This is a genomic window from Micromonospora sp. CNZ286 (assembly GCF_014207755.1).
Window position 1 is genome coordinate 6,294,640 of sequence record NZ_JACHIZ010000001.1, and the last position, 11,939, is coordinate 6,306,578.

The 11,939-nt window shown below is 71.2% G+C and carries 11 protein-coding genes; all 11 read right to left on the reverse strand.

Translation table 11 applies throughout. The annotated features are described in order from the left end of the window. Nucleotide 1: 1 nt before the first annotated feature. On the reverse strand, nt 2-1,357 hold the full coding sequence (gene nuoH, locus FHX31_RS28135; protein WP_013283608.1) for an NADH-quinone oxidoreductase subunit NuoH: 1,356 nt from the start codon (nt 1,355-1,357) through the stop codon (nt 2-4). After that, entirely contained in the window at nt 1,354-3,795 is a 2,442-nt protein-coding gene (locus FHX31_RS28140; RefSeq protein ID WP_091330388.1) for an NADH-quinone oxidoreductase subunit G, read from the reverse strand. The genes nuoH and FHX31_RS28140 overlap by 4 nt, the downstream gene beginning before the upstream one ends. Then, on the reverse strand, nt 3,795-5,111 hold the full coding sequence (gene nuoF, locus FHX31_RS28145) for an NADH-quinone oxidoreductase subunit NuoF (protein ID WP_013473557.1): 1,317 nt from the start codon (nt 5,109-5,111) through the stop codon (nt 3,795-3,797). The genes FHX31_RS28140 and nuoF overlap by 1 nt, the downstream gene beginning before the upstream one ends. Next, nucleotides 5,108-6,202 (reverse strand): NADH-quinone oxidoreductase subunit NuoE, encoded by a 1,095-nt coding sequence (nuoE, locus tag FHX31_RS28150; protein WP_013283605.1) that lies wholly within the window; start codon nt 6,200-6,202, stop codon nt 5,108-5,110. Before nuoE ends, nuoF begins: the two co-directional genes overlap by 4 nt. Next, the gene (locus FHX31_RS28155) at nt 6,199-7,524 is read right to left on the reverse strand and encodes an NADH-quinone oxidoreductase subunit D (RefSeq protein ID WP_013473556.1); all 1,326 of its coding nucleotides are present in this window, start codon (nt 7,522-7,524) and stop codon (nt 6,199-6,201) included. The genes nuoE and FHX31_RS28155 overlap by 4 nt, the downstream gene beginning before the upstream one ends. After that, complete coding sequence (locus FHX31_RS28160; RefSeq protein ID WP_013473555.1) at nt 7,521-8,252, reverse strand: NADH-quinone oxidoreductase subunit C; 732 nt, start codon at nt 8,250-8,252, stop codon at nt 7,521-7,523. Before FHX31_RS28160 ends, FHX31_RS28155 begins: the two co-directional genes overlap by 4 nt. Further along, entirely contained in the window at nt 8,249-8,929 is a 681-nt protein-coding gene (locus FHX31_RS28165) for a NuoB/complex I 20 kDa subunit family protein (protein ID WP_013283602.1), read from the reverse strand. Before FHX31_RS28165 ends, FHX31_RS28160 begins: the two co-directional genes overlap by 4 nt. Nucleotides 8,930-8,940: 11 nt before the next feature. Next, on the reverse strand, nt 8,941-9,306 hold the full coding sequence (locus tag FHX31_RS28170; protein WP_013283601.1) for an NADH-quinone oxidoreductase subunit A: 366 nt from the start codon (nt 9,304-9,306) through the stop codon (nt 8,941-8,943). A 134-nt stretch (nt 9,307-9,440) separates the two neighbouring features. Then, on the reverse strand, nt 9,441-10,715 hold the full coding sequence (locus FHX31_RS28175; protein WP_184977473.1) for a geranylgeranyl reductase family protein: 1,275 nt from the start codon (nt 10,713-10,715) through the stop codon (nt 9,441-9,443). A gap of 134 nt (nt 10,716-10,849) precedes the next feature. Then, nucleotides 10,850-11,068: a hypothetical protein gene (locus FHX31_RS28180; RefSeq protein ID WP_030273586.1), complete on the reverse strand. Its 219-nt coding sequence runs from the start codon at nt 11,066-11,068 to the stop codon at nt 10,850-10,852. Nucleotides 11,069-11,142: 74 nt separating this feature from the next. Next, nucleotides 11,143-11,853: a demethylmenaquinone methyltransferase gene (locus tag FHX31_RS28185; RefSeq protein WP_013283598.1), complete on the reverse strand. Its 711-nt coding sequence runs from the start codon at nt 11,851-11,853 to the stop codon at nt 11,143-11,145. Between the last annotated feature and the right edge of the window lie 86 nt (nt 11,854-11,939).

The window sequence follows — 11,939 nt, forward strand, 5'->3', positions numbered from 1 at the left end:
GTCACACCTCCCTGGAGTCCGGGCCGGCGACCACGTTGGCCGGCTCCCGCTCGGCGAGCACGCGCTTCGTACGCGGGCTCGGCGGAACCTGAAGATCCATCGGCGGCAGCGGGAAGCTGCCGTACGGCCGGGTGTCCGCCTGCTCCTGGAGCGACGGCTTCGGCTCCTTCTTCCGCGACGGCCAGAAGAGCGTGGCCAGCAGCAGCACGCCCGCGCCGACGGCGGTGACGAGCAGCCGGTCCCGGGTCTGCCAGTCCTCGATCGAGCGCAGCCCGGCGAGCACCATGATCCAGACCAGGTTCAGCGGCAGCAGCACCTTCCAGCCGAACCGCATGAACTGGTCGTACCGGAGCCGGGGCAGCGTGCCGCGCAGCCAGACGAAGACGAACACCAGCATGATGACCTTGCCGAAGAACCACAGCATCGGCCACCAGCCCTCGTTGGCGCCCGACCAGATCGTGATCGGCCACGGCGCGTGCCAGCCGCCGAGGAACAGCGTCACGGTGAACGCCGACATGGTCACCATCGCGACGTACTCGCTGAGCATGAACAGCGCGAACTTGAGCGAGCTGTACTCGGTCTGGAAACCGGCCACCAGCTCCGACTCCGCCTCGGGCAGGTCGAACGGCGCCCGGTTCGTCTCACCGACGATGGCGATGAAGAACATGATGAAGCTGGGCAGCAGCAGGATCGCGTACCAGCCGGGCGCGGCGAGGTCGAAGCCGCCGATGCTCAGCCGGGTGCCGTCACCCTGCGCGGCGACGATCCCGCTCGTCGACATGGTGCCCGCGGTCATGAACACCGCGACCACGCTCAGGCCCATGGTGACCTCGTACGAGACCAGCTGGGCCGCCGAGCGGAGGCCGCCGAGCAGCGGGTAGGTGGAGCCGCTGGCCCAGCCGCCGAGCACGATGCCGTACACGGCGAGCGAGGAGAAGGCCAGCACCACCAGCACCGCCACCGACACGTCGGTGACCTGGAGCGGCGTCCGGTGCCCGAAGATGCTCACCATCGGCCCGAACGGGATCACCGACAGCGCGGTGACCGCGCAGACCACCGAGATCACCGGGGCGAAGAAGTAGACGACCTTGTCGGCCTTGCGCGGGAGGATGTCCTCCTTGAAGGCCAGCTTCACGCCGTCGGCGAGCGTCTGGAGCAGACCGAACGGACCGGCCTGGTTGGGGCCGGGCCGCACCGCCATGCGGCCCACGACCCGGCGCTCGAACCAGACGCCGAGCAGCGTGGCCGCCACGGCGACGACGAACGCGAACAGGATCTTGCCGAGGACCAGCCACCACGGGTCCTTGCCGAAGTCGGCAAGCGTCGGGTCCTGCGCCGCGAGGATGACGGGGTTCACTGCACCCACCTTTCGTTCCCGACTGCGGAGACGCTCACCACGTCGCCGGACGTCGCGCCGAGGCCGCGCCGCACGGTGGAGCCGGGTGAGTTGGTCGGCAGCCAGACGACGCCGTCGGGCATCTCGGTGATCGCCGCCGGCAGCGTGATCGCGCCGCGGTCGGTGCCCACCGTGACCGGGTCGCCGTCGGCCACACCCAGCGCCTCGGCGGTGCCCTTGCCGAGCCGGACCACCGGCGGGCGGGCGGTGCCGGCGAGGTGCTCGTCGCCGTCGGTGAGGCTGCCCAGGTCGATCAGCTGGTGCCAGGTGGCGAGCACCGCCTCGCCCGGTCCGGGCTGCCGCACCGCGGCCGGCTCGACCGAGGGCGCCGACGGCCGCTCGACCCGGGTGCGCGGCAGCGCGCCCAGCTCGCGCCGGATGCTCGGCACGTCACCGGTGCCGAGCCGCACGTCGAGCTGCGCGGCGAGCGCGTCGAGGATGCGGGCGTCGGTCATCGCGCCGGTGTCCAGCACCTTCTCGAACGTGCGCAGCCGGCCCTCCCAGTCCAGGAAGCTGCCGGCCTTCTCGACCACCGGCGCGACCGGCAGGACCACGTCGGCGCGGCGGGACACCGCGCTCATCCGCAGTTCCAGGCTGACCAGGAACGGCACCGCGTCCAGTGCGGACTCGGCCAGGCGCGGGTCGGCCAGGTCGGCCGGGTCGACGCCGGCCACCACCAGGGCGCCGATCTGTCCGTTCGCGGCGGCGGTGAGGATGCCGTCGGTGTCGCGGCCGGCCTGGCTGGGGATCACCCCGGCCGGGATGTCCCACGCCTCGCCCAGCTCCGCGCGCGCGGCCGGCTCGGTGACGACCCGGCCGCCGGGGAGCAGGTTGGGCAGGCAGCCCGCGTCGACAGCGCCGCGGTCACCCGCGCGCCGCGGCACCCAGACCAGCCGGGCACCGGTACGCCGGGCGACGTCCGCCGCCGCCGACAGCCCGCCCGGCACCTCGGCCAGGCGCTCGCCGACGATGAGGATCGCGCCGGGCTGACCCAGCGCCTCGGCCACCGTGGCGTGCTCGGCCAGCACGCCGGCCTCCTCGCCGGGCACCACCCGGGCCAGCTTCGCACCGAGCTTCTCCAGGCCGCGCGTGGCGAACGGCGCGAGCGCGTACACGGTGAGCTTCTTCTTCAGGTACGCCTTGCGCAGCCGCAGGAAGAGGATCGGGCACTCCTCCTCCGGCTCCAGGCCGACGAGCACCACAGCGGGCGCGTTCTCCACGTCCGTGTAGGTCACGTCGGTGACCCCGGCGACGCTGCTGGCCAGGAAGTCGGCCTCCTCGCGGGAGACCGGGCGGGCCCGGAAGTCGATGTCGTTGGTGTGCAGCGCGATGCGGGCGAACTTCGCGTACGCGTAGGCGTCCTCGACCGTCAGCCGGCCGCCGGTCAGCACCGCCGTGCCGGTCGCGCCGTCGCGGGCCGCGCGCAGCCCCTCGGCGGCCCGGGTCAGCGCCTCGCTCCAGGACGCCTCGCGCAGCTCACCGGTCTTCTCGTCGCGCACCATCGGCGTGCTGATCCGGTCGAACGCGCGGGTGTACTGGAAGCCCCAGCGGCCCTTGTCGCAGTTCCACTCCTCGTTCACCGCCGGGTCGTCGCCGGCCAGCCGGCGCAGCACCTTGCCGCGCCGCCAGTCGGTGCGCTGCGCGCAGCCGGCCGAGCAGTGCTCGCAGACACTGGGCGTGGAGACCAGGTCGAACGGGCGGGCCCGGAACCGGTACTGGGTGCCGGTCAGCGCGCCCACCGGGCAGATCTGCACGGTGTTGCCGGAGAAGTACGAGTTGAACGGGACGTCACCGGCGTCGCCGTCCTCGCCGTACTCCTCGTCCCGGTAGATGTTGATCTCCTCGTGCGAGGAGCGTCCCATCAGGTCGATGAACTTGTCGCCGGCGATCTCCTCGGAGAACCGGGTGCACCGCTGGCAGAGCACGCAGCGCTCGCGGTCGAGCAGCACCTGGGTGCTGATCGGCAGCGGCTTCGGGTACTCCCGCTTGTGCTCGTGGAACCGCGAGTCCGTCCGGCCGGTGGACATCGCCTGGTTCTGCAGCGGGCACTCGCCGCCCTTGTCGCACATCGGGCAGTCCAGGGGGTGGTTGAGGAGCAGCAGCTCCATCACCCCCTCCTGGGCCTTCTTGGCGACCGGGGAGGTGAGCTGCGTCCGCACCACCATGCCGTCGGCGACGGTCTGGGTGCAGGAGGCGACCGGCTTGCGCTGGCCCTCCACCTCCACCAGGCACTGCCGGCAGGCGCCGGCCGGGGCCAGCAGCGGGTGGTCGCAGAAGCGCGGGATCTCGGTGCCGAGCTGCTCGGCGACGCGGATCAGCAGCGCGCCCTTGGGCGCGGTGACCTCGACGCCGTCGATGGTCAGCGTGACGGTCTCGGTCTGCTTGGCTACGTCGGTCATCAGTGCGCCCCTACCAGGGTCTTCTCCGACAGCTTCGGAGCGGTACGTCCCTCGATGTAGTCGAGGTAGTCCTGCTTGAAGTACTTCAGCGACGAGGTCACCGAGCTGGTCGCGCCGTCACCGAGACCGCAGAACGAGCGGCCGAGGATGTTGTCGCAGGTGTCGAGCAGGGTGTCCAGGTCCTCGTGGGTGCCCTGGCCGGCCAGGATGCGCCGGTAGACCCGGACCATCCAGTAGTTGCCCTCCCGGCACGGGGTGCACTTGCCGCACGACTCGTGGTGGTAGAACTCCAGCCACCGGTAGGTCGCGTACACCGGGCAGTCCTGGTCGGAGAAGATCTGCGTGGCAGTGGTGCCCAGGATCGAGCCGGCCGCCGCCACCCCCTCGAAGTCCAGCGGCACGTCCAGGTGCTCGGCGGTCAGCAGCGGCGTCGACGAGCCACCCGGGGTCCAGAACTTCAGGTTGTGCCCGGGCTTCATGCCGCCGGCCAGCTCGATCAGCTCGCGCAGCGTGATGCCCATCGAGCACTCGTACTGGCCGGGGTCGGCGATCCGGCCGGACAGCGAGTAGATCATCGGGCCGGACGACTTCTCCGTGCCCATCGTCTTCCACCAGTCCGCGCCACCGAGCACGATGTACGGCACGCTGGCGATGGTGCCGACGTTGTTGACCACGGTCGGGCTGGCGTACAGGCCGTGGGTCGCCGGGAACGGCGGGCGCAGCCGGGGCTGGCCGCGGAAGCCCTCCAGCGAGTCCAGCAGCGCGGTCTCCTCACCGCAGATGTACGCCCCGGCGCCGGAGTGCACCACCAGGTCCAGGTCGAAGCCCGAGCCGAGGACGTTCCGGCCGAGATAACCCTTGGCGTACGCCTCGTCGACGGCGCTGCGCAGCCGCCGGGCGGCGTGCACCGCCTCACCGCGGATGTAGATGTACGCCCGGTTGGCCCGGATCGCGTACGAGGCGATGATGACACCCTCGACGAGCGAGTGCGGGTCGTGGGTCATCAGCGGCAGGTCCTTGCAGGTGCCCGGCTCGCCCTCGTCGGCGTTCACCACCAGGTAGTGCGGCTTGCCGTCGCCCTGCGGGATGAACCCCCACTTGAGACCGGTCGGGAAGCCCGCGCCGCCTCGCCCGCGCAGTCCGGAGTCCTTGATCAGCTGGATCAGGTCGTCCGGGTGCGCCTTGAGCGCCTTGCGCAGGGCGGCGTAGCCGTCCAGCTTCTCGTAGGTGCCGAGCCGCCACGCGTCCGGCGAGAGCCAGCGCTTGGTGAGCACCGGCGTGAGCTTGGCCAGCGTCTCCGGCCGAGGAGTGGTCACTTCCGGACCCCCGTTCCGCTCGCGTCCGCCGGGTCGGCGCCGTCCGCGCCCGTACCGGATTCCGCTTCCTTGAGGTTGCGCTCCTGCGCGCCGGCCGCGTCGCCGGCGGGCTTGCCGTCGCCGGCCGGCGGGTTCGCCGCCACGCCGGCCGCCTCCGCCGCCCGCGCGTCGCGCGGTGCCGGGGCCGGGCCGTCCACCGGGACCTTGGTGCCGGGCGCGTCCGGCACCGGGGTGCTCGCGTCCGGCTGCCGGGTCTCGGCGGTACGCACCTGCGGCGACTTGTCGTCCGGCGCCTTCACGTCCGGCGCGGTGCTGCCGGTGGCCGCCTCCGGCTCGGCCGGCTCGGGCGCGGGGGCCGGCTTGGCGGCCTCGGCCTTCGCCTTCGCCTCGGCGGCGGCCCGGTCGGCCTCGGCCTTGCTGCGGATCGGGGTCTTCGGGTCGAAGCCCGGCACCGAGACGCCGTGCTGCTCGGCCAGGCGCAGGCCGCGCAGGCTCGGCTCGCCCGGCCCGCCGTCGGCCACCGCGCCGTCGCGCTCGTCGGCGAAACCGGCGAGCTGGACCGCCATCTCCTTGAGCGTGCAGAGCCGCGCCCCGCGGGTCGGCATCGGCCGGCCGCCGGCGCGCAGCTCCTCGACCACGTCGAGCGCGGCCTGCGGCTCCACGTTGTCGAAGAAGTCGTAGTTGACTGTCATCACCGGGCCGTAGTCGCACGCCGCCAGGCACTCGGCGTGCTCCAGGGTGATCTTCCCGTCGGCGGTGGTCTCCTCGTGCCCGACGCCGAGGTGCTCGGCCAGGGTGTCGTAGACCTTCTGCCCGCCGAGCACGTCGCACATGGTGTTGGTGCAGACGCTCACCAGGTAGTCACCGGTGGGCTTGCGCTTGTACATGGTGTAGAAGGTGGCGACGGCGCCGACCTGGGCCTTGTTGAGCCCGAGCACCTCGGCGCAGAACTCGACACCGGCCGGGGAGACGTAGCCCTCCTCGGACTGGACCAGGTGCAGCAGCGGCAGCAGCGCCGAGCGGGACCGGTCCGCCGGGTACCGGGCGATGATCTCCCGCGCCCGGGTGCGAGTCGTTTCGGAAAAGCTCATCGGTCACAACCACCCATCACGGGGTCCAGCGAGGCGCCGCCGGCGATCACGTCGGCGATCAGGCCGCCCTCGGCCATCGCCGGGAGGGCCTGGAGGTTGACGAAGCTCGGCTCCCGGTAGTGCACCCGGTAGGGCCGGGTGCCGCCGTCGGACACCGCGTGCACGCCCAGCTCGCCACGGGGCGACTCGATGCCGACGTACACCTGGCCCGGCGGAACCCGGAAGCCCTCGGTGACGAGCTTGAAGTGGTGGATCAGCGACTCCATCGACTGACCCATGATCTTGGCGACGTGCTCCAGCGAGTTGCCCATGCCGTCCACGCCGATGGCGAGCTGCGCCGGCCAGGCGATCTTCTTGTCGGACACCATCACCGGGCCGGGCTTCAGACGATCCAGCGCCTGCTCGATCAGCTTCAGCGACTCGCGGATCTCCGCCACCCGGACCAGGTAGCGGCCCCACACGTCACCGTCGGTGTGGGTCGGCACGTCGAACTCGTACGTCTCGTATCCGCAGTACGGCATGGTCTTGCGCAGGTCCCAGGCGAGGCCCGCGGACCGCAGCACCGGGCCGGTGACGCCGAGCGCCATGCAGGCGGTCACGTCGAGCACCGCGACGTGCTGCGTACGCTCCAGCCAGATCGGCTGGCCGGACAGCAGGTTCTCGTACTCCTTGAGCCGCTTCGGCATCAGCTGGAGAAAGTCGCGGATCTTGCGGATCGCGTCGTCCGGCACGTCCTGCGCCACACCGCCCGGCCGCACGTACGCGTGGTTCATCCGCAGGCCGGTGATGGTCTCGAAGATGTCGAGGACGTACTCCCGCTCGCGGAAGCCGTACAGCATCATGTTGATCGCGCCCAGCTCCATGGCGGTGGTCGCCAGCCAGACCAGGTGCGACGAGACCCGGTTGAGCTCCATCATCAGCACACGGATGGTGGTGGCCCGCTCGGTGACGTCGTCGGTGATGCCGAGCAGCTTCTCCACCGCGAGCGCGTACGCCGTCTCGTTGAACAGCGGCGAGAGGTAGTCCATCCGGGTCACGAACGTCGAACCCTGGACCCAGTTGCGGTACTCCAGGTTCTTCTCGATGCCGGTGTGCAGGTAGCCGATGACCGAGCGGGCCTCACGGACCGTCTCGCCCTCCAGCTCCAGGACCAGCCGGAGCACGCCGTGGGTGGACGGGTGCTGCGGACCCATGTTGACGACGATCCGCTCGTCGTTGATCGGGTCCGTGCCGGAGACGACCTCGTCCCAGTCCCCGCCGGTGACGGTGAAGACCTTGCCCTCGGTCGTCTCGCGCTCGGTCGCGTAGTTCGACGTGGTCATTGGTACGACCTCCTACGGTCCGGCGGGGGGATCTCCGCACCCTTGTACTCGACGGGGACGCCGCCCAGCGGGTAGTCCTTGCGCTGCGGGTGCCCCTCCCAGTCGTCCGGCATGAGGATCCGGGTCAGGGCGGGGTGGCCGTCGAAGACCACGCCGAACATGTCGTACGTCTCCCGCTCCTGCCAGTCGGCGGTCGGGTAGACGGCGGTGACGCTCGGGACGTGCGGCTCCTCGACGGAGACCGCCACCTCCAGCCGGACGCTGCGGCGGTAGGTCATCGAGGTCAGGTGGTAGACCACGTGCAGACGGCGCTCCTGCGCGCCCAGGTAGTCCACACCGGACACCGACGAGAGCAGCTCGAAGCGCAGCGCGAGGTCGTCGCGCATCACCTGGCAGACCTCGGCGATCCGCTCCGGGCGGACGTGCAGGGTCAGCTCGCCCCGGTCGACCACGACCTTCTCGATCGCGTCGCCGAAGTCCGGGTACGCCTCTTCCAGCGCGTCCCGCACCTCGTCGAAGTAGCTCCCGTACGGCCGGGCCGCCTCCTCGATGGGCTTGCGCGGGCGGACCAGGCCGCCGTAGCCGGAGACGTCGCCGGTGCCCTGGTTGCCGAACATGCCCCGGCCGGCCGGGCTGGCCGGCGGGTACTCCGCCGGGGCGGTCGAGCTGGCACCGACCGGGGTGGTGGGTACCGGCACCCCGCCGTCGTTGTTCTTGTCGTTGCTCATTTCGGGCCCCTATGCGACGCCTGAAGGTGGTTCTGCGCCTTCATCCAGTTCTCGATCCGCAGCTGCTCCTCACGCCCCTCGCGGACCGCCTTCGTCCACTCGGCACGCCGGGCCTTGTCGCTGCGGTACGACGAGGGCATCGAGCCGTACGGCACCACCGGCACGTCGCCGCGCGCCTGGCGGGCCTCCAGCATCTTGCGGCCGTTCGGGCCCAGCGGCTCGTGCATGATCTTCTCGCGCAGCTTGAGCACCGCGTCGATGAGCATCTCCGGCCGGGGCGGGCAGCCGGGGAGGTACATGTCGACCGGTACGACGTGGTCGACGCCCTGCACGATGGCGTAGTTGTTGAACATGCCGCCGCTGCTGGCGCAGACACCCATCGAGATGACCCAGCGGGGCTCGGCCATCTGGTCGTAGATCTGGCGCAGGACCGGGGCCATCTTCTGGCTCACCCGGCCGGCCACGATCATCAGGTCCGCCTGGCGGGGCGAGGCGCGGAAGACCTCCATGCCCCAGCGGCCCATGTCGTAGTGCGGACCGCCTGCCGCCATCATCTCGATGGCGCAGCAGGCCAGACCGAACGTGGCGCCCCAGACCGAGGTCTTCCGCGTCCAGTTGACCAGCTTCTCGACGCTGGTGAGCAGGACGCCGGAGGGGAGCTTCTCCTCGATGCCCATCTGCTACCTCCTCAGTCCCAGTCCAGGCCGCCGCGACGCCAGACATAGGCGTACGCGACGAAGACCGCGACGATGAACAGGACCATCTCCACGAAGCCGAAGATCGGCAGGGCGTCGAAGGAGACCGCCCAGGGGTAGAGGAAGATGATCTCGATGTCGAAGACGATGAAGAGCATCGCCGTCAGGTAGAACTTGATCGGGAACCGGCCACCGCCGACCGGCTGCGGGCTCGGCTCGATGCCACACTCGTACGCCTCGAGCTTGGCCTTGTTCAGACGCCGCGGGCCGGCGAGTCGGGCAGCGGCCACGGAGAACAGCGCGAACGCCGCAGCGAGGGCGAACAGCCCGATGATGGGTGCGTAAGGAGAGAGCGTCATCGTTGTCCCCTGCTCGTCCTTCCCTGACCTCGGTGGTTGGCCAAAATCACACTATTCACGTCCCTCACGACCTCGGTCGGCGGGGGTCGATCTCTGTCCGGCCCGTGGACGTTCCGCCTCGGGCCGGTCGTCTTCTACACGGCCGGAGCCACCTTCGTCATCGCGTTGATGACCCGGTCCATCGCGTCCCCGCCGCGCGGGTCGGTCAGGTTGGCCAGCAGCTTGAGCACGAAACGCATGAGCATCGGGTGCGGCATGCCGTGCTTGGTCGCCATCCGCATGATCTCGGGGCGGCCGATGAGCTTCACGAAGACGCCGCCGAGGCGGTAGTAGCCGCCGAAGCGGGTCTTCAGCTCCTGCGGGTACGCCATCAGCGCCCGCTCCCGCTCCGCGCCGGCCGGGCGGGCGAGCGCCTGCACCACGACCTCCGCGGCCATCTCGCCCGACTCCATCGCGTACGCGATGCCCTCGCCGTTGAACGGGTTGACCATGCCGCCGGAGTCACCGACGAGCAACACGCCGCGGGTGTAGTGCGGCACGCGGTTGAAGCCCATCGGCAGCGCGGCGCCGAGGATCGGACCCTCCGCGTTGGACTCGTCGGTCATCCCCCAGTCCTCGGGGGTGTTCGCGAGCCAGTCGGTGAGCAGCTTGCGGTAGTTTGTCTTGCCGAACGCCGAGGAGGAGTTCAGCACGCCCAGGCCGACGTTCACCCGGCCGTCGCCGAGGCCGAAGATCCAGCCGTAGCCGGGCAGCAGCGCGTCGCTGCCCTTGGCCCGCAGCTCCAGCCAGGACTCCAGGTAGTCGTCGTCGTGCTTGGCGGGCGAGCGGTAGTAGCGGCGGACGGCCACGCCGATCGGGCGGTCCTCCCGCTTGGCGAGCCCGAGGGCGAGCGGGAAGCGGCCGGAGACGCCGTCGGCGGCGACCACGAGCGGCGCGTGGAACGTGGCGGGTTCCTTGTCCGGGCCGACCTCGGCCTGCACGCCGATCACCCGGTCGTCGGCGCCGAGCACCGGCCCGAGGACGTTGACGCTGGTCTGGAGCTTCGCCCCGGCGGCGACCGCACGCTGGGCGAGCAGGTCGTCGAAGTCGAGCCGGGTGCGCACCAGGCCGTAGTTGGGGAAGCTGGCCAGGTCGGGCCAGTCCAGTTCCAGGCGTATGCCGCCGCCGATCACCCGCAGGCCCTTGTTGTGCAGCCAGCCCGCCTCGGGCGAGGTGTCCACGCCCATCCGGATCAGCTGCCGTACGGCGCGGGGCGTGAGCCCGTCGCCGCAGACCTTCTCCCGGGGAAACTCCGTCTTCTCCAGCAGCAGCACGCGTACGCCGTGCCGCGCCAGGTGGTACGCCGTGGCCGATCCTCCGGGACCGGCGCCCACGACGATGACGTCGGCGTCGTTCTCCACCGCGGTCATCCGCGCCTCCTCCCGCATGCTCGTGAAATGCTTCACAAGCCGATCCGGTTGGAGTCTATGACCGGCGTTACACCAGTACGCGCTGAGGGGGGCCTAACTTCGCGGAAACGCGCCGGTAAGAGCGTCGAGACCGGTCAGGGGCGCGCCTGCGCGGCCGGTCCGAGCCCGGCGTCGAGGCGGATGGCCTCGGGCAGGTGGTCGCGCAACGCGCCACCGGCGGCCCGGTCCAGCGCGGCCAGCACCTCGGCGACGACCTGCCGGACATCGGCGGGATCCGCGCCGGCCAGCTCGCGGAGCTGCGCGATCAGCTCGGCGGCATCGTCGTCGGTGGCGGCCTGGTCTGGTCCCGTCATGGGGGCGAGCCTACGGGACAAAGTAGACCAAAATCGGATATTCACGAAATGACCAGCGTTCGCTGGCCGGGCGGTCAGTTTCGGACTGCCCGGTGCAGCGCCACGACGCCGCCGGTCAGGTTGCGCCACGCCACCCGGCCCCAGCCGGCCGCGCCGATCCGCGCGGCCAGCGCCGCCTGGTCCGGCCAGGCCCGGATCGACTCCGCCAGGTAGACGTAGGCGTCCGGGTTGCTCGACACCGCGCGGGCCACCGCCGGCAACGAACGCATCAGGTACGACAGGTAGACGGTGCGGAACGCCGGGTTCACCGGAGTGCTGAACTCGCAGACCACGAGCCGCCCGCCCGGCCGGGTCACCCGGGCCAGCTCGGCCAGCGCCGCGTCGGTGTCGTTGACGTTGCGCAGCGCGAAGGAGATGGTCACCGCGTCGAAGCTGGCGTCGGCGAACGGCAGCCGAAGCGCATCCCCGGCCAGCAGCGGCACCGACGGACGGGTGCGCTTGCCGGCGTGCAGCATGCCCAGCGACAGGTCCGCACCCACCGCGTACGCCCCGGAGTGGGCCAGTTCCTCGGTCGACACGCCGGTGCCGGCACCCACGTCCAGCACCCGCTCGCCCGGCCGCAGCCCGAGCGCCGCCCGGGTGGCCCGCCGCCACGACCGGTCCTGGCCGAACGACAGGACGGTGTTCGTCAGGTCGTAGCGGGCCGCGACACCGTCGAACATCGCGGCGACCTCGTGCGGCTGCTTGTCCAGGCTGGCGCGCTGGCCCTGCGGGGTACGGCTCACCCCTCCACTCTGCCAGCCGCGTCGCCCCCGCCTCCCTCCGGGTACGCGACCAGGGCGGGGTGGTCACCCACCCCGCCCTGGTCGCG